The 19,229-nt window shown below is 69.7% G+C and carries 16 protein-coding genes; 7 read left to right on the top strand and 9 right to left on the bottom strand.

The features are described from left to right. The first annotated feature begins 30 nt into the window (after nt 1–30). Nucleotides 31–285, top strand: a complete 255-nt coding sequence (locus test1122_RS04605) for a hypothetical protein (RefSeq protein WP_232267872.1) — start codon at nt 31–33, stop codon at nt 283–285. Here the strand turns inward: test1122_RS04605 and test1122_RS04600 are convergent. Further along, entirely contained in the window at nt 276–1,481 is a 1,206-nt protein-coding gene (locus test1122_RS04600; RefSeq protein ID WP_232271761.1) for an MFS transporter, read from the bottom strand. The two genes, test1122_RS04605 and test1122_RS04600, sit on opposite strands and share 10 nt — an antisense overlap. 127 nt (nt 1,482–1,608) lie before the next feature. Then, on the bottom strand, nt 1,609–2,223 hold the full coding sequence (locus test1122_RS04595; protein WP_232267871.1) for a hypothetical protein: 615 nt from the start codon (nt 2,221–2,223) through the stop codon (nt 1,609–1,611). Between the two features lie 182 nt (nt 2,224–2,405). Between test1122_RS04595 and npdG the strand changes: the two genes are divergently transcribed. Both npdG and test1122_RS04585 read left to right on the top strand, forming a co-directional pair. Continuing rightward, complete coding sequence (gene npdG, locus test1122_RS04590) at nt 2,406–3,143, top strand: NADPH-dependent F420 reductase (RefSeq protein ID WP_232267870.1); 738 nt, start codon at nt 2,406–2,408, stop codon at nt 3,141–3,143. 11 nt (nt 3,144–3,154) lie between these two features. After that, nucleotides 3,155–3,403 carry a hypothetical protein gene (locus test1122_RS04585; protein ID WP_232267869.1) on the top strand — a complete coding sequence of 83 codons (249 nt, stop codon included), beginning with the start codon at nt 3,155–3,157 and terminating at the stop codon, nt 3,401–3,403. Here the strand turns inward: test1122_RS04585 and test1122_RS04580 are convergent. Then, nucleotides 3,390–4,175 carry a site-2 protease family protein gene (locus tag test1122_RS04580; protein WP_232267868.1) on the bottom strand — a complete coding sequence of 262 codons (786 nt, stop codon included), beginning with the start codon at nt 4,173–4,175 and terminating at the stop codon, nt 3,390–3,392. The genes test1122_RS04585 and test1122_RS04580 overlap by 14 nt on opposite strands. 56 nt (nt 4,176–4,231) lie before the next feature. On the opposite strand from test1122_RS04580, the gene test1122_RS04575 reads away from it, so the two are divergent. Further along, nucleotides 4,232–7,546: an ATP-binding protein gene (locus test1122_RS04575; RefSeq protein WP_232267867.1), complete on the top strand. Its 3,315-nt coding sequence runs from the start codon at nt 4,232–4,234 to the stop codon at nt 7,544–7,546. A gap of 8 nt (nt 7,547–7,554) precedes the next feature. On the opposite strand, the gene test1122_RS04570 is transcribed toward test1122_RS04575, so the two are convergent. The 3 genes from test1122_RS04570 to panB all read right to left on the bottom strand — a co-directional run bounded on the left by test1122_RS04570 (nt 7,555) and on the right by panB (nt 10,655). Continuing rightward, nucleotides 7,555–8,397, bottom strand: a complete 843-nt coding sequence (locus test1122_RS04570) for an ABC transporter permease (RefSeq protein WP_232267866.1) — start codon at nt 8,395–8,397, stop codon at nt 7,555–7,557. After that, the gene (locus test1122_RS04565) at nt 8,394–9,395 is read right to left on the bottom strand and encodes an ATP-binding cassette domain-containing protein (RefSeq protein ID WP_232267865.1); all 1,002 of its coding nucleotides are present in this window, start codon (nt 9,393–9,395) and stop codon (nt 8,394–8,396) included. Before test1122_RS04565 ends, test1122_RS04570 begins: the two co-directional genes overlap by 4 nt. Nucleotides 9,396–9,797: 402 nt before the next feature. After that, nucleotides 9,798–10,655: a 3-methyl-2-oxobutanoate hydroxymethyltransferase gene (panB, locus tag test1122_RS04560; protein WP_232267864.1), complete on the bottom strand. Its 858-nt coding sequence runs from the start codon at nt 10,653–10,655 to the stop codon at nt 9,798–9,800. A gap of 305 nt (nt 10,656–10,960) precedes the next feature. Between panB and test1122_RS04555 the strand changes: the two genes are divergently transcribed. Together test1122_RS04555 and test1122_RS04550 are read left to right on the top strand one after the other, a co-directional pair. Then, a complete protein-coding gene (locus tag test1122_RS04555) occupies nt 10,961–11,989 on the top strand; it encodes an endonuclease/exonuclease/phosphatase family protein (RefSeq protein ID WP_232267863.1) in 1,029 nt (342 codons plus the stop codon). A 110-nt stretch (nt 11,990–12,099) separates the two neighbouring features. Further along, entirely contained in the window at nt 12,100–13,326 is a 1,227-nt protein-coding gene (locus test1122_RS04550; protein ID WP_232267862.1) for an MFS transporter, read from the top strand. 507 nt (nt 13,327–13,833) lie between these two features. On the opposite strand, the gene test1122_RS04545 is transcribed toward test1122_RS04550, so the two are convergent. The 3 genes from test1122_RS04545 to test1122_RS04535 all read right to left on the bottom strand — a co-directional run bounded on the left by test1122_RS04545 (nt 13,834) and on the right by test1122_RS04535 (nt 17,296). Continuing rightward, nucleotides 13,834–15,585: an NAD+ synthase gene (locus test1122_RS04545; RefSeq protein ID WP_232267861.1), complete on the bottom strand. Its 1,752-nt coding sequence runs from the start codon at nt 15,583–15,585 to the stop codon at nt 13,834–13,836. A 213-nt stretch (nt 15,586–15,798) separates the two neighbouring features. Next, the gene (locus tag test1122_RS04540; RefSeq protein WP_232267860.1) at nt 15,799–16,218 is read right to left on the bottom strand and encodes a DoxX family protein; all 420 of its coding nucleotides are present in this window, start codon (nt 16,216–16,218) and stop codon (nt 15,799–15,801) included. A gap of 88 nt (nt 16,219–16,306) precedes the next feature. After that, nucleotides 16,307–17,296: an AraC family transcriptional regulator gene (locus test1122_RS04535; protein WP_232267859.1), complete on the bottom strand. Its 990-nt coding sequence runs from the start codon at nt 17,294–17,296 to the stop codon at nt 16,307–16,309. 555 nt (nt 17,297–17,851) lie between these two features. Here test1122_RS04535 and glnA point away from each other — a divergent pair. Continuing rightward, nucleotides 17,852–19,213, top strand: coding sequence for a type I glutamate--ammonia ligase (gene glnA, locus test1122_RS04530; RefSeq protein WP_232267858.1), 1,362 nt, complete (start codon nt 17,852–17,854; stop codon nt 19,211–19,213). The last annotated feature ends 16 nt before the right edge of the window (nt 19,214–19,229 follow it).

Below are 19,229 nucleotides of genomic sequence, written 5' to 3'. Positions count from 1 at the left end.
GGGAACCGGCCACTGGGGCAGCATGACGGCATGGGTCTCTTCAAGCGCAAGACCGTCGGTAAGCCGGGCGAGTGGTACTACTGCCTCAAGCACAAGACCGTCGAGGAAGGGCCTGAGTGCCGGGCGCTGGACCGTTTCGGACCGTATGCCAGCCGGGAGGAGGCCGCGCACGCGATGGAGATCGCGCGGGAGCGCAACCGGGAGTGGCAGAACGATCCACGCTGGCGTGATCAGGAACAGGCGGAGGGGAACGGGGGCGGGGAGGGGGACACCCGTCACGACTGAGCGGCCTTCTGCTCCCGCATCCGCCGGGCGTGCTCATTGGTGCGGGCGTCATAAGCCATCAGCCTCGGCAGGCATACGGCCAGCAGGCCGACCGCCGCCACACATGTCAGGCCTCCGATCCACATCGAGGTACGGACGGAGGTGAGCGCCGCCATACCGCCCGCCCGGACATGGCCGAGCTGGGGGCCGCCGGTGTACGAAAGCAGCTCGATCCCGGCCAGCCGTCCCCGTAGCTCATCGGGGATGGTCTGATTCCACATGGCGGACCGGAAGATGCCGCTGACCATGTCGAAGCCGCCTGCGACGGTCAGCGAGAGCAGCACCAGCCAGATATTGCCGGCCAGCCCCGCGGCGGCGATGGCCACACCCGTACCGGCCGCACCGACGACGACCGCCCGGCCGTGCCGCTGGACCCGGCTGGTCCAGCCACTGGTCACGCTGACGAGGGCGCTGCCGAGCGGGAGGGCGGCGTACATCAGGCCCAGCGCCCAGGGAGCGTCCAGCTGATCGGCGAGGAACGGGAAGACGGCGATGGGCAGGGCGAAGAACATCGCCGCCACATCGACGACATAGGTGCCCAGCAGCTCTTTGCGCCGCCAGGCGTAGACGGCGCCCTCCGCGATACCGCGCAGCGAGGGCTTCCCGGCGTCATGGGCGGCGGGGCAGGGGCGCAGCTGCCAGGCCAGCAGCACGGAGACGGCGAAGGTCAGGACATCGAGCGCGTACGCCACCTCCAGCCCGGCGTAGACGATCACCAGCCCGGCGGCCGAGGGACCCGCGATGGCGCCGATCTGCCAGCGCGCCGAGTTCAGCGCGGCTGCCGCCGCCAGCTGCTCGTGCGGGACAATCCGCGGCACGATCGCGGTCAGCGCCGGACGCTGCAGCCCGGTGAGCGCGCTGGTCAGCGCGGCAGCCGCGTACAGCGGCCAGATCAGCGGGCTGGCCAGGAGGGTGTTGGTCAACAGGAGCAGAGCCGTGCCGCCCAGCGCCACCTCGGTCCAGATGATCAGCTTCCGCCGGTCGACGGCGTCCGCGAGCGCACCGCCGTACAGCCCGAAGACGATCAGCGGGACCAGCTCCACCGCGCCGATCACCCCGACCGCTAACGGTGAGCCGGTCAGCTCCTTGAGCTGGAGCGGCAGCGCCACAAAGGTGAGGAAGCTGCCGAAGACGGTGATTGCCCCGGCCCACCACATCAGCCGGAAGTCGCGCGAGGAGCGCCATGGGGACAGATCGGGCAGCACGTTGCGCAGCGGAGAGGACACGAAAAACCATGATCAGTCGCCACACCGTGCCCGGGCAACTGGATTAAGAGCGACTGGCCTACCAGCGAGTCGGCGGTGGCGCGGTGAGCTGATCGGCGAGCCGGGAGAGCCGGTCCCGGAAGCGGCGCCGGGATCGCGGGCGTGGGACAGGGGAGCTGTTCTCTCCGGCGGCGGCGCTGACGAGATGCTGGACCATATCGAGATCCAGCCCGGTGCTGTCCGCGGTGAGCGCGTCGTGCGCGATGTCATGCAGCTCGCCGGCGTCCGGCTGCCCGCCGTCCATGGCGAAGACGGTGGCCCCCACCCGACGGGCACCGTGCACCCGTTCCAGCAGCGCCGCGCCCGGCCGGTCCGGGGCGACGACGAGCAGCGTCTCACCACGCCGGGCCGCCTCGATCCGCCCGAGCCCGACGGAGAGCTGCGCCGGTGCGGCGGCCGGGACATGGTGCCGTACCAGCGTCGGCGACAGCTCCGGCAGCCCGGACCAGGCGGCCTCGTCATCCAGGTGCGCCGCCAGATGCCACGGCTCATAGCTCTCGCTGCCCACCAGCAGCAGCCCGCCACCATGCGGCGTCAGGGAGGCCCGCAAAGCCCCAGCAAACCGCCGAGTGGCCTGCAACCACTCGGTCCCGGCGAGCACTTCTCGCAACAGTGCCACCCGTACAGCATCCATGCCCCACCATCCTGCCGCACCGGGGTGGTGCGGGTGGCGTAAACCTGCGGGTAGCTTGCGCCGGTGCGCAGGTCGGGCGGGCTTGCGGTTCATCAGCTCATACCAGCCGTGCGGCGCGGCGTGAGGCGTGACACTACTCCCCAGTAACGCGGCTGCTCCCAGGTACTGGCAGGATCTGCCGTATGACTTCTCCTGCACCCAAGCCCGCACAGCCCGGACACCCCGCACAGCCCGCACAGCCCGCACCCAGGAAGGATCCCTGGGACCTTCCGGATGTCTCCGAGCTCGTTGTCGGTGTGCTCGGTGGCACCGGTGATCAGGGGCGCGGTCTCGCCTACCGGCTCGCCAAGGCGGGGCAGAAGGTGATCATCGGATCGCGGGCCGCTGAGCGGGCACAGACCGCCGCTGACGAGCTGGGCCACGGTGTCGAGGGCGCCGGCAACAGTGAGTGTGCCCGGCGCAGCGATGTGGTGATCGTGGCGGTGCCGTGGGACGGGCACGCCAAGACCCTGGAGGGGCTGCGGGCGGAGCTCGCCGGGAAGCTGGTGGTCGACTGCGTCAACCCGCTGGGCTTCGACAAGAAGGGCGCCTACGCGCTGAAGCCCGCGGAGGGCAGCGCCGCCGAGCAGGCAGCCGCGCTGCTGCCGGAGTCCCGGGTGACGGCCGCCTTCCACCATCTGTCGGCCGTGCTGCTGCAGGACCCGGCGATTGAGAAGATCGACACCGATGTCATGGTGCTCGGTGAGGCGCGGGCCGACTGTGAGATCGTCCAGGCGCTCGCGGGCCGTATCCCGGGGATGCGCGGGGTGTTCTCCGGACGGCTGCGCAATGCCCACCAGGTCGAGTCGCTGGTGGCCAATCTGATCTCGGTCAACCGCCGCTACCGGGCACACGCCGGAGTCCGCCTCACCGACATCTGACCGCCAGGGGCATGGGGGACAATGGCCCCGTATCCGCAAGCCCCGATCTGGAGCCCGCCCTCATGCCCCGTATCGCCCTCTACGCCCTGCTCGTCTGTGCGCTCTCTCTCGCCGCCGCCGTGGTCTCCTTCTCCAAGGGGAGCTGGCTGGGGATCGTCTGGATCCTGATGCTGGGCGTCGCCTCGAATATGGCCTGGTTCTACTGGAGCAAGGCGAAGGCGGACAAGGCCGCCGCGTCCCAGTGCGTCACTGAGAAGTGACGACCGGCTCGCCCTCCCAGAAGCGGAAGAACTCCAGCCCGTAGGAGACATCCCACTGCGGGACGCCCAGCGACGCCATCAGCGTGTGGATGCCGTTCCAGAAGAACTGGCTGATCTCCGGGATCCACAGACAGCCGAAGACCGCGATCAGACCGAACGGCGCGAAGGGCTCCAGCTGCCGTCGCGCACCCTGGGAAAGCCACGGTTCCAGCACCCCGTAGCCATCCAGCCCCGGCACCGGCAGAAAGTTCAGGATCGCCGCCGTCACCTGCAGCATCGCCAGGAAGGCCAGGGAGAAGCGGAAAGCCGTCGGTACGCCGTCCAGCGCGTCCAGCCAGAAGGGCGCGGTCAGCGCCACCGCCAGCGCCGCGTTTGTCAGCGGCCCGGCGGCCGAGATCAGGCTGTGCTTCACCCGGCCCTGGATCCGGTGACGCTCGATGAACACCGCGCCGCCCGGCAGCCCGATCCCGCCCATGATGACAAAGAGGACGGGCAGCACGATGCTCAGCAGAGCATGGGTGTACTTCAGCGGGTTGAACGTCAGGTAGCCCTTCGCGCCCACGGAGAGATCCCCGCTGTGCAGCGCGGCACGGGCGTGTGCGTACTCATGCAGACAGAGCGAGACGATCCAGGCCGAGACGATGAACAAGAACACCCACAGGCCGGCCAGTGGCGGGGCGTCCCGCCAGACCGCCCAGCCCGATGCCCCCATGATCGCCACCAGTCCGAGGAAGACGGGACTTATCCGGTGCTGCGCCAAAGCGGTGGTCATGGGCCCTGACCGTACCTGGCCAGGTGAGCCGGGTGTCCCGAGGAGACAATGGGCGGGTGGGCTACCGCTATCGGATCCTCGGAACGACGCAGGTGCTCCGCGACGACGGCACCACCGTGCCGCTCGGCGGGGCGCGGCTGCGTGCCCTGCTGACCGCGCTCGCGATGGCCCAGGGGCGTACGGTCCGGGCGGACACGCTGGTCGGTGAGGTGTGGGCGCAGGGCGACCCGCCCGCCGATGCCACGGGCGCCCTGCAGGCGCTGATCGGGCGGCTGCGCCGGTTGCTGGGCCGGGAAGCCATCGCCTCCGAGCACGACGGCTACCGGCTGTGCGCCGGGCCGGACGAGGTGGACGCCGCCCGCTTCGCACGGCTGGCGGACGACGGCGCACGCGCCCTGGCGGACGGGGACGCCGGGCAGGCCGCGCGACTGCTGGAGGGGGCGCTGGCGCTGTGGCGCGGGCCCGCCTTCGCCGATCTGCCGGACGGTGGCGGACCGGCGGCCGTACGGGCCGAGGCACGGCAACTGGAGGTACGGCGGGGGCGCGCCGAGGCCCAACTGGCGCTGGGGCGGCCCGAGTCGGTGCTGGCCGAACTGGCGGAGCTGTGCGCTGAGCATCCACTGGACGAGCCGCTGCAGGCGCTGCGGATGCGGGCGCTGCGTGACGCCGGACGGACCGCCGAGGCGCTGGCCGCGTACGAGACCGTACGGGCCGAAATCGTTGAGCTGCTCGGCGCCGACCCCGGGGTCGAACTACGCGCCCTGCACGCGGAGTTGCTGCTCCCGCCGGAGCCACCGCCACAGCAGGCGCCCGCACCGGCACCCGCACCAGCGCCCGCAGCGGCACCCGCACGGGCGGCCGGGAACCTCCGGGCGCGGCTGACGTCCTTTGTCGGCCGCGAGGAGGAGCTGGCCGAGATCCGCACCGAACTCGGCCGATACCGGCTGGTCACCCTGCTCGGGCCGGGCGGGGCCGGCAAGACCCGGCTCTCCCAGGAGGCCGCCGACGCGGTCGCCGGCCAGTGGCCCGATGGCGTATGGCTGGCCGAACTCGCGCCCACCCGGGACCCGGACACCGTCGCCGAGACCGTTCTCACCGCGCTCGGCGGCCGGGAGACCGTCATCCGCGGCACCACCGCCGAGGGGCTGCGCGCGGCCACCGACCCGCACGCGCTGGATCCGCTCGCCCAGCTCGCCGAGCGCTGTGCCCACCAGCGCATGCTGCTCCTGCTGGACAACTGCGAGCATGTCATCGACGCGGCGGCGCGGCTCGTGGAGAAGCTGCTCACCGAATGCCCGCAGGTCACCGTGCTCGCCACCAGCCGAGAACCGCTGGGTGTGCCGGGTGAGTCCGCCCTGGTGGTGGATCCGCTGCCGGACCCGGTTGCGCTGCGGCTGCTGGAAGAACGGGGCGCGGTCACCCGCCCCGGCTTCCGCACCGACCAGGACCCAGCGGCCTGCGCGGAGATCTGCCGTAGGCTGGACGGCCTCCCACTCGCCATCGAACTGGCCGCCGCCCGGCTGCGTGCCCTCACCCCACGCCAGCTCGCCGACCGCCTGGACAACCGCTTCCGGCTGCTGACCAGCGGCAGCCGGACCGCGCTGCCCCGGCAGCAGACCCTGCGCGCGGTCGTCGACTGGTCCTGGGAACTGCTCGACGCCCCGGAACGGGCAGTGCTGCGCAGGCTGTCGGTCTTCTCGGGCGGCTGCGAGCTGGCGCAGGCGGAGGCGGTCTGCTCCGGCGACGGCGTTGACCCGCGCGATGTGACCGCGCTGCTCGGCTCGCTTGTCGACAAGTCGCTGGTGGTCGCAGCCCCCACCCCCGGCAACGGGATGCGTTACCGGCTGCTGGAGACCGTCGGCGAATACGCGGCCGAGCGCCTCGCGGAGGCGGGGGAGCGGTCCACCGTCGAGCAGCGGCACCTGGTCACCTACCGGGAACTCGCCCGCACCACCGACGCGTTGCTGCGCGGCCCCGAGCAGCGTCGCCATCTGGACCGGCTGGAGAGCGAGCACGACAACATCCGCACCGCGCTGCGTCATGCCCTCGACGCCCGGGATGAGCACGAGGCGCTGTGTCTGGCCCTGTCCATGAGCTGGTTCTGGCAGCTGCGCGACCACCGTACCGACGCCCGTACCTGGTGCCGGGCCGCCGCCGCGCTGGGCCCGAACCCCTTTGAACCGCCCGTCATCCCCGCGCCCCCGCTCGCCGAGGGCTGCACGGACGCGCCGCCGCCCATGGACCCGGAACAGCTGTGGGAGGCCCGGCGCGGGGTGCGCATGGTCGAGCTCGCGGTAGCCGAGCCGTTCTCCCTGGACGCGGCGACCGAGCCGGAGACCAGGGAGCTGCTGCGCGGCATCGTCGACAGCTACCGGCCAGGCCAGCCGCAGACATGCCGCAACCCCGGACTGGTCTGGTTCTACGCCTGCGTACTGCTCGGTGAGTTCACCCGGCTGCCAGAGCTCATGGACGCCACGGTGACGACGTGCCGGGAACTCGGATACGACTGGGAGCTGGGCTACGCGCTTCAGATGCGTTCCCGGCTGCGGGGCGATATCCCGCACCGGCAGACGCAGGCGATCCGGGACGCCGACGAAAGCCTGGAGATCTTCACCCGGCTCGACAATGGCTGGGGTATGGCCGAGGCACTGTCCAGCCGGGGTGAAATGCGCGAACGCCGCGGCGATCTGGCCGGCGCCATCGAGGACACCCGGCGGGGCATCCGCATCGCCGAGGGGCTGGGCGCACAGTCCCAGGTGTCGATGCTGCGTGCCCGGCTGGGCGGTGCGCTGGTGGAGTCCGGGCAGGGCGAGGCGGGCGAGCGGCTGCTGCGCGAGACGCTGGCCGAGAGCGAGCGGCTCACCACCGACGCCGTCCCCCTCGCCCGGCTCCACCTCACGACGTGGCTGGGACGCACCGGACGGCTGGCCGAGTGCCGGGAGCAACTCGACGCGCTGGTGACAGACTTCGGCAAGGGGGCGGCACGGCTCTTCCTCGGCATGGTCGAGGGGCTGTTCGGCTGGCTGGAGACGCTGGAGGGCAGGCCGGAGACGGCGCGCACCAGGTTTCGGACAGCGATCGAGGAGACCCGGGACCAGCTCGGCGAGATGATCGTGCCGGAGCTGGCGATCAGCTATCTGGCCATGACCGCCGAGGCGGTGTGCGCCCTCGACCGGGCGCCGGACGCCGCGCGCCTGCTCGGCGCGTTCGGCAGGCTGTACCCGCCTCACTGGTATCAGCCCGCCATGCTGCGGGAGTCCCGGGAGCGGGCGGAGCGGGCGACACGGGCGGCGCTGGGCGACGCGGCGTACGAGCGGGCATACGCCGAGGGCGGCGAGCTCTCCATGACAGAGGCCGCCGCCCTCATCTGAGCCCGGTCTCAGGCCTTCTTACGGAACTTCGCGATCGCCACCGGGGCCATGACCGCGGTCAGCCCGACGGCCCAGATCACGGTCCACATCGCGGGCTGGGCGACCGCCCCATACCCGGTCATCAACCCCCGGGAGGCGTCCGCCACATGAGTCAGCGGATTGACGCTGGTAAAGGTCTCCAGCCATCCCGGCATGGTCTTGACCGGCACGAAGACCGAGGAGCCGAACTGCAGTGGCATCAGCACCAGAAAGGACACACCCTGGACGGCCTGCGCGGTGCGCATGGTGAGCCCCAGCAGCATGAAGATCCACACCAGTGAGGCACCGAAGAGCGCCGTCAGACCGATCGCCGCGAACATCTCCAGCCAGCGGCCATGGATGTCCAGGCCGACCAGGAAACCGACGGTCAGCAGCACGGTGATGGCGATCAGCATCCGGCCGATCTCCACCACAACCTTGGCGACCAGCACCGAGGAGCGGGCGATGGGCATGGACCGGAAGCGGTCCATCACCCCCTTGCGGAAGTCCTCGTTGATGCCGGTGCCCACCGCCATGGCGATGTTCATGCCCATCATGGCCATCATCCCGGGCATCAGATACTGCACGTAATTCTCCCGGCCGCCCTCCATGCCCCCGCCGCCGATCGCGCCGCCGAAGACGAACACAAACAGCAGGGTGAAGATGACCGGCATCAGCAGCGCGTCCATCATCGACTCTGGGTCCTGCTTGATCTGCAGGGCGTGCCGTCGGACCAGCGCGCCGATGTGCCGCAGATTCCCCCGCAGCCCTATCCGCCCCTCATCGGCCCCCGGCTTGACCGGCGCCGGAGCAGTGGCCGTTGCCGCGCTCATGCCGCGACCTCCTCAAGTTCCTTGTCGTTTCCGGCCACTTCCTGGTGGGTGGCCTTCTGGCCGGTGATGGCCAGGAAGACCTCGTCCAGACTGGGCATATGGGTGTTGATCCCGGCCAGCGCGAAGCCGCGCTCACCGAGCAGGCTGACCACCGCGGTGAGCTGTTCATCGCTGACGATCGGCACGTTCACCACCCCGTCCGCCTCATCCGCGGTCGCCCCGGCGATCCCGTCCAGACCGGCCTGCGCGATGGCGCCGACCATCCGGTGCAGCTCACCGGCGTCGGTGGGACGGATCTGCAGGGTGCGACCGCCGACCTTCGCCTTCAGCTCATGGATCTGGCCCTCGGCGATGACCTTGCCGCGGTCGATGACCGTCAGCTCGTTGGCGAGCTGCTCGGCCTCCTCCATGTACTGCGTGGTGAGCAGGACCGTGGTGCCCTCTGAGGCCATCCGCTTGACCTCGTCCCACACCTCGTTACGGGTACGCGGGTCCAGGCCGGTGGTCGGCTCATCCAGGTAGAGCACCTGCGGGTCGCCGATCATGGAGGCGGCCAGGTCGAGGCGGCGGCGCATCCCGCCGGAGTACTGGGCGGCGGGCTTCTTCGCGGCCTCGTTCAGCGAGAACCGCTCCAGCAGATCATCCGCGCGACGGCGCGCGGCGGCCCGGGGCAGATCGAGCAGCCGCCCGATCATGTACAGGTTCTCCCAGCCGGACAGCTTCTCATCGACCGAGGCGTACTGCCCGGTCAGACCTATGGTGCGGCGCAGCGCGCGTGGCTGGCGCACTACGTCATATCCCGCCACGGTGGCGGTACCCGCGTCGGGCACCAGCAGCGTGGACAGACAACGGACGAGAGTGGTCTTGCCCGCGCCATTCGGCCCGAGCACACCAAGGACAGTGCCTTCCTTTACCGTGAGGTCCACCCCGTCGACGGCCCTGGTAGCACCGAAGTGCTTGACCAGTCCGCGTACTTCTACGGCATTCTGTCGCGTCATGTCACCAACTGTCTCACCCACCACCGACAACCAACCGACACCCCGCCGACAGCGGAACCCCGCTACGGGGTCGGCCGACACGTTGGGGCAGGTCTGGATGGTGGCCCCGAGTGTTGTGGGCACTCGGGCCGCCCGAGGGGCGGCACGGGTGGGCACAACACCGGCCACCGTCCCGCACCGGGCCAACCCCGGGGCCCGGGGCGCGAGCCCCGGTTTCCGGGAAGGGGCGGGATACGGGGAAACCCACCCCCGGCACCCCGCAGCCGGGCGCAAGCCCCGCCACGCGGCGGAGCCGCAGATCGGTGCAGCCGGGAAGGGGTGAGACGGGGGAAGCCCCCGCCCCGGCGCCGGGAAGGCGACGGGATAGGGGCTACCCCGCGACGAAAGACGCGCGCGCCGACGTCAGTGGAAGGTGTGCTCCTCCAGCGGAAAACCGCCCCCGACGACATCCTCGGCGAAGGCCTTCGCCGCCCCACCCAGCGCCTCCCGAAGCTGCGCGTACTGCTTGACGAAGCGCGGCATCTTCCCCGCGGTCAGCCCCGCCATGTCGGTCCACACCAGCACCTGCGCGTCACAGCCCGGACCAGCGCCGATGCCGACGGTCGGAATGTGCAGCGAGCGGGTGACCTCGGCAGCCAGCTCGGCCGGTACCAGCTCCAGGACAACGGCGAAGGCACCCGCGTCCTGAGCCGCCTTGGCATCGCGCAGCAGCTGATGCGCGGCCTCGTCGCTACGGCCCTGCACCCGGTACCCCATGGTGTTGACGGACTGCGGGGTGAGGCCGAGATGCGACATCACCGGGATGCCGGCGGAGACCAGCAGCTCGGTCTGGTGCAGCGAACGCTCGCCGCCCTCCAGCTTCACGGCGCCGACCCCGGCGTCCTTCACCAGCCGGGTGGCGTTGCGCAACGCCTGCGTGGGGCCCTCCTGATAGGAACCGAAGGGCATATCGCCGACGATGAGGGCGCGCCGGGTGCCCCGTACGACGGCGGCGGACAGAAGGGTCATCTGGTCCATCGTGACGGGCACGGTGGTGTCATAGCCGAGATGGCAGTTACCCATCGAATCGCCGACCAGCATGACCGGAATACCGGCCTCATCGAAGACAGACGCGGTCATCGCGTCATAAGCGGTCAGCATGGGCCACTTCTCGCCGCGCTCCTTGGCGGTGGCGAGATCGCGGACGGTGATGCGTCGGTTCTGGGCTCCGCCGTACAGCGCCTTGCTGCTGTCGGCCGCCGCTCCCTGGGCATGCGTCATTGCATTGGCTCCTGTGGTCTCGTCTCGAGGCGCCCTTACGGCGTCCCCGGATCGCACTCCATGGTGACACCAGGAACGTGGGCGCGGAAAGGGGGGAGCCCGCGTCGCCCTTCGCTGAATGTGCGCGTTGTGTCACATCAGCGACGCAGGCAGCCCAGCACGGAACCCGTCCCGCACCCGTGATCGTCCTGCACACCGAGGGGCCCGCCGAGAGCGGGCCAAGGACCTTTTCGGGACAATTGCTGACCATCGCCTATCGTTCTTGCATCGATGGCCAGCGGTACTTGGGCAGTGAGGAAAGACGCATGGCACGGGCGTATATGACGGAGGCGGGAGAGGTCACCGCGGAGCGGTCCGGGCGCCCTGGTTCCTCTGCCCGGGGCCGCCGGGCGCTCGGCCGCTGGGGCGGCAGGGGCAAGTGGCGACGCGGCTGGGTGCTCGCCGCACTCGCCGTGCTCCTCGGTTCGGCCATGGCCTTGCATTCCAAGATTCCCAATACCATTGGAAACCTCGGCAGCCTGCTGGAAACCCTTCTGCCCTGGATCGGGCTGGGCATCCCGCTGCTTCTTCTGCTCGCCCTGCTGCGGCGCTCGGCAACCGCGCTGATCGCCCTGCTGCTGCCGCTGCTTGTCTGGGCCAATCTCTTCGGCCCACTGGTCACCGACAAGACCGGCGCCGACGGTGACCTCACCGTCCTCACCCACAATGTGGACGCCGACAACCCCGACCCGACCGCCACGGCCCGCGATCTGGCCGATTCAGGCGCGGATGTCATCGCCGTGGAGGAGCTGCCGAACCGCTCGGTCGCCACTTACGACGCCGTCCTCAAAGGCACGTACCGTCATCACGCCGTGGAGGGCACCGTCGGCCTGTGGAGCAAGTATCCGCTGAGCGCGACCGAGCCCGTGGACATCAAGATGGGCTGGACCCGCGCGATGCGTACCACGGTGACCACCGAGCAGGGCGATGTCGCCTTCTATGTGGCGCATCTGCCGTCGGTGCGGGTGAAGTTCAAGGCCGGGTTCACCGCGAACCAGCGCGATGACGCCGCGGAGCAACTGGGCGAGGCGATCGCCCGGGAACCACTCGAGCGGGTGGTGCTGCTCGGTGACCTCAACGGGACCATGAACGACCGGGCGCTGGCCCCGGTCACCTCCCAGATGCGCTCCACACAGGGCGCGGCGGGCGCGGGCTTCGGCTTCAGCTGGCCCGCTGAGTTCCCGGTGGCACGGATCGACCAGATCATGGTCAGGGGGATTGAGCCGCTGTCCTCGTGGACGCTCCCGGCGACGGGCAGCGACCATCTGCCGATCGCGGCGTCCGTCGGGCTGTAGCCGTCTCGCAACCTGTTTGTTGTCTCCCGGAACAAATCAGCTGCGAGAATTTGTTCCGCGTGAAAACATACAGCCCTGCCTTGACCTCTGCCGCCCTGAAAGGTCCTCCCATGCCCCTGGCCGTGCTGGCCCTGGCGATCAGTGCCTTCGGCATCGGCACCACGGAGTTCGTGATGATGGGCCTGCTGCCCAATGTCGCCGACGATCTGGGCACCTCCGTGCCCACCGCCGGTTACCTCGTCTCCGCCTACGCCATCGGCGTCGTCATCGGCGCCCCCATGCTCACCGCCGTCGGTGCCCGCGTCCCGCGCAAGCGGATGCTGATACTGCTGATGGCCCTCTTCACCATCGGCAACCTCGCCTCCGCCCTTGCCCCCGGCTTTGGCACGCTGCTGGCCGGACGGGTGCTCGCCGGGCTGCCGCACGGCGCGTTCTTCGGGGTCGGCGCGGTGGTCGCCGCCCGGCTGGTCGCACCCGAGCGGCGGGCGCGGGCCGTCGCCACGATGTTCCTCGGGCTGACCGTCGCCAACATCGTCGGCGTCCCGGCGGGGACCGCGCTCGGCCAGCAACTGGGCTGGCGAGCCACGTTCCTCGTCGTCACGGTCATCGGCCTGTTCGCGATGGCCGCGCTGTCCGCGCTGATCCCGCGGCTTCCGCTGGGCCACCAGGGCGGCCTCGGTCATGAGCTGCGCGCCCTGGGCAACCGCCAGGTGCTGCTCGGGCTGCTCACTGCGGTCTTCGGCTTCGCCGGGGTCTTCGCCGTCTACAGCTATCTCGCCAAGATGATGACCGATGTCACCGGCTTCGCTGAATCCTCGGTGACGATCGTTCTCGCCCTCTTCGGCATCGGTATGACGCTGGGCGCGCTGATCGCCGGTCCGCTGACCGACCGCGCTCTGCGCCCGACCCTGTACGGTTCGCTCGCGACGCTCGCCGTGGTCCTGGTCCTCTTCAACTTCACCGTCCATGTCCGCTGGGCGGCCCTCGCCACGGTCGTCGTCATCGGCGCGGTCGGCTTTATGACGACCACGCCGTTGCAGATGCTGGTCATGAACAAGGCCCAGGACGCGCCGACCCTGGCGTCGGCCTCGAACCACTCCGCGTTCAATCTCGCGAACGCGGGTGGCGCGTGGCTGGGCGGCGCCGCGATCGCGGCGGGCTGGGGGTGGATGTCGCCGACTCTGGTCGGCGCGGTCCTGGCCGTGACCGGCCTGGCCATTGCCCTGCTGGCGGGCTTCCTGGACCGCGACGGGTCCCGGGCCTCCCGGGTGGTCGCCCACGGGGTGAGCAGGCGGCTGCCCGGCAGCACGTCTCCGGCTGCGCCGGGTCGCGAATAACGGGGTCGGGCGCCCCTTCCCGCCTGTACCGCTATGCGGCTCCGCCGCGCGGCGGGGCTCCGCCCCGGCTGCGGGGGTGCCGTGGGTGGGTTTCCCCAATTCCCGCCCCTTCCCGGAAACCGGGGCTTTGCCCCTGGGCCCCGGGGTTTGCCGGTGCGGGACGGTGGCCCGGTGTTGTGCCCACCCGTTCCGCCCCAGCGGAACGACTGCCCACAACACACGGGTGGCGCGAGTGCCCACAACACACGGCGGTGCGAGTGCGCACAACACTCGACGTGAGGGGGTGGGGAGGGGTGGGTTGTTCCGGACGCTTGCCCGTGATTTGTGGTCCGACACAGGCCTCACCGGCCAACACAACGTAACCGGCCGTCGGGCCGTAAATCATGGGTCCGGAACGGCCCACCCCGGACCACCCCCGACCCACCACGGACCAGAACCAGGGGCGGGCAAAAACCACCCACGGTGGAAAGCCAGCAACGTAAGGCCGGGCAGTAGCCTGCTCGCCCGCTAACTTTCGCGCCAGCGGTTCGTAATCGGCAGCCGTCGGTCCTTCCCGAACACCTTCGGGGAGATCTTCGTCCCGGGCGGGTACTGCCGCCGCTTGTACTCCGCGGTATCCGTCATCCGCAGAATGCGCGTGACCAGGTCCGGGGCGAAGCCCCGGGCAACGATCTCCGACGCACCCTGATCGCGGTCGACGTAAAGCTCCAGGATCTGGTCCAGCACCTCATAGTCCGGCAGCGAATCCGTATCCACCTGCCCCGGCCGCAACTCCGCACTCGGCGGCTTCACAATCGAGTTCTCCGGTATCGGCGGTATGTCACCCCGCTCCACCGCCGCCTGGTTGCGCCACTTCGCGAGCCGGAAGACGGTCGTCTTGTAAACATCCTTGATCGGCCCGTACGCCCCCACCGAGTCGCCGTAGAGCGTCGAATAGCCACACGCCAGCTCCGACTTGTTCCCGGGCGCCAGGACGATATGCCCCTCCTGGTTGGACAGAGCCATCAGCAACGTGCCGCGCAGCCGCGACTGAAGGTTCTCCTCCGCCAGCCCCGTCAGCCCAAGCGATTCCATGTATACGTCGAACATCGGCCCGATCGGCACCGTCCGGAAGTTAAGCCCCGTCCGCCGGGCCAGCTCAGCCGCGTCGTCCCGGGAGTGGTCCGACGAATACCGGGACGGCATGGAAACGCCGTACACATTCCCCGCCCCCAACGCGTCGCACGCGATCGTGGCCACCAGCGCCGAGTCGATCCCACCCGAGAGCCCCACCAGAACCGACCGGAAACCGTTCTTCGCGACATACGCCCGCAGGCCCACCACCAGCGCGGTGTAGACCTCCTCCTCGCCCCCCAGCCGCTCCGCCTGCTCTCCGGTGACCTCCGGCTCATACGCGGGCAGCGGCTCGGCCGACAGCACCCGGTGCTCGATCCGCAGTCCGTCATTGGCGATCCCGCCCGGCGGCTCGGCCGCCGCCTCCGGCAGGTCCAGATCCAGCACCACACACCCCTCCGCGAACTGCGGAGCCCGTGCGATCACCGCACCGTCCCGGTCGACGACGATCGAGTCGCCGTCGAAGACCAGCTCGTCCTGCCCGCCGATCATCGCCAGATAAGCAGTCGTGCAGCCCGCCTCCTGGGCCCGCTTGCGGACCAGTTCCAGCCGGGTGTCCTCCTTCTCCCGCTCATAGGGGGAGGCGTTGAGAGACACCAGCAGCCCAGCGCCCGCCGTCCGGGCGGCGGGCACCCGGCCGCCGTCCTGCCACAGGTCCTCGCAGATGGCCATCGCCACATCCACACCGTGCACCCGGACCATCGGCAGGGTCTCGCCCGGCACGAAGTAACGGAACTCATCGAAGACCCCGTAATTGGGCAGGTGGTGCTTGGCGAAGGTGAGCGCAACCCCGCCCCCGTGCAAGACGGCGGCGGCGTTCTGCGGAGCGCCCGCGGGCTGGCCGTAGCGTGGCTGTGCCTGCTCGACCCGGTCGAGATAGCCGACGATGACCGGAATCTCCCCGAACCCCTCCGCGTCGAGCCGCTGCGCCAGCTCCTCCAGCGCGGCCCGGCTGGCCGCCACGAAGGAAGGCCGCAGCGCCAGATCCTCCACCGGATAGCCGGTCAGCATCATCTCGGGGAACGCCACGAGATGCGCCCCCTGCTCGGCCGAGTGCCGGGTCCAGCGGACGACCGCCTCGGCGTTCCCGGCGAGATCGCCGACGGTCGAGTCGATCTGGTTCAGGGCGAGTCGTAGTTGAGGCACACCCCCAGAGTAACCGTCAGTCTGACGCGATGCCCGGGGGCGCCTGGTGATCCCCGCTACGTGCGATAGCCAGCCCCGTCATCATCCCGGACTCGGCGTTGGGCGGTGGTCGCCGGCAGTCCAAGTGACCATGCGGCCCGGCAGCCGCGGCCCCGCAAGCGCCGGGTCGCGACGGCCGGACGAAGTGCAGGGGATTCAGGGAATTCAGGGGAATCAGGAGATATTGAAGAGTGGCCCGGTGATGGTCAGTCCGAGGTCGCTGCCGGCGAAGGAGAAGAAGGCGAACAGCATCAGCGCCGCTCCGGCCAGCGCCAGATCCTTCTGGAACATGATCATCTCGACCTGCCGGGACTCCGAGCCGCCCTCCTTCCAGAACGCGTGCATCAGCACCGCCGTCGGGATCAGGAAGATGAACAGCAGCAGCGCGCCGAGGTCAGCCCAGATCCCCAGCAGCACGCTCAGTCCACCGAGGAGCAGCACGACGCCGCTGACGAGCGTCGCGAGTTTGGCTGCGGGCACGCCCCTGGACGCGGTGTAGGCGGTCATCCCCGATGTGTGGACGAGGTGGTTGAACGCCGAGCCCAGGAAGAGGGCCGCGAAGAGAATCCGGCCGACGAGTACCAGGATGTCCATGATCACCTCTCAGGCGCGGAGGGTGGTTGAACCGTCATCCACTGATTTCAGGCTACCCATCCGGGCACCAGGTCACCTGTGCTGGAGCTCAGGTGCGCAGCGTCTGTGAGGGTGGGTTTCCGAACCGGTGCTGGTAGCTGGCCGCGAACCGGCCCAGATTGGAGAAGCCCCAGCGATAGGCGATCTGGGTGACCGTGACGCGCCCGTCACCGTCGGCGGCGAGCAGCTCCCGGTGCGCCCGCTCCAGACGGATCTCCCGGAGGTGGGTGAGCGGGGTGGTGTTCAGGTGCTGGCGGAAGGCCTCCTGCAGCGCGCGGGGGCTGAGCCGGGCCGCGCACGCGAGGTCGGACAGGGTCAGCGGCTGGTCGGCCTGTTCCTCGATGAGCTGCATGGCGCGGCGTACCGCCGGGTGTGCGACGGCCCCGGTGTGCCGTATCTCCGGATCGGGTGTGATCAGTGGGTGAGCTTCCATCAGCGCGGCGGCGGCCGTCCGGGTCAGCTGGGACGCCAGCAAGGGGCTGGTACGGGCGATACCACCGTCCAGCACCTCCCGCTGCACCGCCGCGGAGATACCGGCCCAGGTCCCGGCGGCGGCGGACGAGACGGCGCCGCCCAGCGTGAAACGGGCCCGGACCGGCTCTTCGAACCCGAGCGCGTCGGCCGCCGCACGCTCGACGGTGTCCCGGGAGAGCCGGATAGTGGTCATCCGGGCACCGGGCGCCCAGTGCACCCGGAAGGTGCGGTACGGGTCGAGGACATAGGTGTCCCCGGCGTCGACGACGCGTTCCTCCCGGCCCGGCGAGAGCACCCGCACCGAGCCATGGACCACCTGGCAGACCAGCAGATATGAGGTGAGCGGCTCGGGCGCCACCAGGGTCTCGGCGCCGTAGGACAGCGCGGACAGGGTGACCCCGGGGAAGCCGCCTTCCGCGTACCACGCGGAGAAACCCTGGGCGTTGTCCAGTACCCGCAGCTCATACGGGCTGTAAGCGGAGCTGATGATCTCGCGTGTCTCATCCAGATCGTCGCTGTGCACAAGCGTCCGCATCCGGCTGCTGTCGACGGTGGGCTCGCTCATCGGGACTTCTTTGCCTCCTGGGCCTGGTTCCTCCCTGATTCCTCAGCGAGGAGACGCGTTTTCCGGCCGAGGACCGCGTTTGGCGAGTAGCTGACCGATGGTGCCGTTGCTACCGTCCCTGATGCCCGCCGTCAAGAGCCCGATGACCGTGTGACGTGCGCGCCAGAACGGCCCTGGACTACGGGGGTATCCAGGGCCGTCACCGCCAGCATCGCGCTGTCACCCCGCACGCCTCAGACGGCCCCATTGAGGGCCCTGCCTGGACGGCCTGCCCTGCGTACCTGGACGTCAGCCCACCGGCCGCGATTAGCTTGCCCCGGAGCGACCGAGGAGGGCGAGTCGACCAACGTCAAGGCCGTGTTTCACAATGAGGACAAGCCGGGTGCTCCGGGCCTCCCCCTGGGAGCCATACATATCGCACGCACACCCAAGTGACGCGTGGTGTTCAGGCGCGGGTGCGCAACGCGCCCGAAATCGTGTGGTGGGATGCTCATGTGCCCCCGATACGCCCCGCGGCGTGGGAGCGGGCGGCTTGACCAGCGAGGATGGGTGGATATGGATAAGCAGCAGGAATTCGTGCTCCGGACGCTCGAGGAGCGTGACATCCGCTTCGTCCGGCTGTGGTTCACCGATGTGCTGGGCTTCCTGAAGTCCGTCGCCGTCGCCCCCGCCGAGCTTGAGCAGGCCTTTGATGAGGGCATCGGCTTCGATGGCTCCGCCATCGAGGGCTTCGCACGGGTCTATGAATCCGACATGATCGCCAAGCCCGCGCCCAGCACCTTCCAGATTCTCCCCTGGCGGGCCGAGGCGCCCGGCACCGCGCGGATGTTCTGCGACATCCTGATGCCGGACGGGTCGCCGTCCTACGCCGATCCGCGCTATGTCCTCAAGCGCATCCTGGCCAGGACCTCCGACCTCGGCTTCACCTTCTACACCCACCCCGAGATCGAGTTCTTCCTGCTCAAGGACAAGCCGGTGGACGGCACCCGGCCGACCGCCGCCGACTCCTCCGGATACTTCGACCACACCCCGCAGAACGTCGGCATGGACTTCCGCCGACAGGCCATCACCATGCTGGAGTCCATGGGCATCTCGGTGGAGTTCTCCCACCACGAGGGCGCCCCCGGTCAGCAGGAGATCGATCTGCGCTACGCCGACGCGCTGTCCACGGCCGACAACATCATGACGTTCCGGCTGGTCATGAAGCAGGTCGCGCTGGAGCAGGGCGTGCAGGCGACCTTTATGCCCAAGCCGTTCTCGGAGCACCCCGGCTCCGGCATGCACACACATCTCTCCCTCTTCGAGGGCGACCGCAACGCCTTCCATGAGTCCGGCGCCGAGTACCAGCTCTCCAAGGTCGGCCGGTCCTTTATCGCCGGGCTGCTCCGGCACGCCGGGGAGATCTCCGCCGTCACCAACCAGTGGGTGAACTCGTACAAGCGGATCTGGGGCGGCGCCCAGCGCACCGCCGGAGCGGGCGGCGAGGCACCCTCCTACATCTGCTGGGGCCACAACAACCGTTCCGCGCTGATCCGGGTGCCCATGTACAAGCCGGGCAAGACCGGGTCGACCCGCATCGAGGTGCGGTCACTGGACTCGGGCTGCAACCCCTACCTCGCCTACGCGGTGCTGCTCGCCGCCGGGCTCAAGGGCATCGAAGAGGGCTATGAGCTGCCCCCGGGCGCCGAGGACGACGTCTGGGCGCTCTCCGACGCCGAGCGCCGGGCGATGGGCATCTCGCCCCTGCCGCAGAACCTCGGTGAGGCCATCGATCTGATGGAGCGCAGCGAGCTGGTCGCCGAGACCCTCGGCGAGCACGTCTTCGACTTCTTCCTGCGCAACAAGAAACAGGAGTGGGAGGAGTACCGCTCCGAAGTAACCGCCTTCGAACTCCGAAAGTCCCTCCCGGTCCTGTAACCCCGTTGTGGGCAGT

It is taken from the genome of Streptomyces gobiensis, from assembly GCF_021216675.1.
In the GTDB taxonomy this organism is placed as follows: domain Bacteria; phylum Actinomycetota; class Actinomycetes; order Streptomycetales; family Streptomycetaceae; genus Streptomyces; species Streptomyces gobiensis.
Note: the sequence above shows the minus strand (reverse complement) of the source record. Positions and strands in the feature narration are given on the sequence as shown.

Coding starts and splice junctions, on each gene's coding strand:
- npdG (WP_232267870.1), top strand. CDS start 2,406: ATGACTTCTCCTGCACCCAAGCCCGCACAGCCCGGACACCCCGCACAG.
- test1122_RS04540 (WP_232267860.1), bottom strand. CDS start 16,218: ATGGACATCCTGGTACTCGTCGGCCGGATTCTCTTCGCGGCCCTCTTC.
- glnA (WP_232267858.1), top strand. CDS start 17,852: ATGGATAAGCAGCAGGAATTCGTGCTCCGGACGCTCGAGGAGCGTGAC.
- test1122_RS04565 (WP_232267865.1), bottom strand. CDS start 9,395: ATGACGCGACAGAATGCCGTAGAAGTACGCGGACTGGTCAAGCACTTC.
- test1122_RS04535 (WP_232267859.1), bottom strand. CDS start 17,296: ATGAGCGAGCCCACCGTCGACAGCAGCCGGATGCGGACGCTTGTGCAC.
- test1122_RS04570 (WP_232267866.1), bottom strand. CDS start 8,397: ATGAGCGCGGCAACGGCCACTGCTCCGGCGCCGGTCAAGCCGGGGGCC.
- test1122_RS04605 (WP_232267872.1), top strand. CDS start 31: ATGGGTCTCTTCAAGCGCAAGACCGTCGGTAAGCCGGGCGAGTGGTAC.
- test1122_RS04555 (WP_232267863.1), top strand. CDS start 10,961: ATGGCACGGGCGTATATGACGGAGGCGGGAGAGGTCACCGCGGAGCGG.
- test1122_RS04595 (WP_232267871.1), bottom strand. CDS start 2,223: ATGGATGCTGTACGGGTGGCACTGTTGCGAGAAGTGCTCGCCGGGACC.
- test1122_RS04585 (WP_232267869.1), top strand. CDS start 3,155: ATGGGGGACAATGGCCCCGTATCCGCAAGCCCCGATCTGGAGCCCGCC.
- panB (WP_232267864.1), bottom strand. CDS start 10,655: ATGACGCATGCCCAGGGAGCGGCGGCCGACAGCAGCAAGGCGCTGTAC.
- test1122_RS04580 (WP_232267868.1), bottom strand. CDS start 4,175: ATGACCACCGCTTTGGCGCAGCACCGGATAAGTCCCGTCTTCCTCGGA.
- test1122_RS04550 (WP_232267862.1), top strand. CDS start 12,100: ATGCCCCTGGCCGTGCTGGCCCTGGCGATCAGTGCCTTCGGCATCGGC.
- test1122_RS04600 (WP_232271761.1), bottom strand. CDS start 1,481: ATGTGGTGGGCCGGGGCAATCACCGTCTTCGGCAGCTTCCTCACCTTT.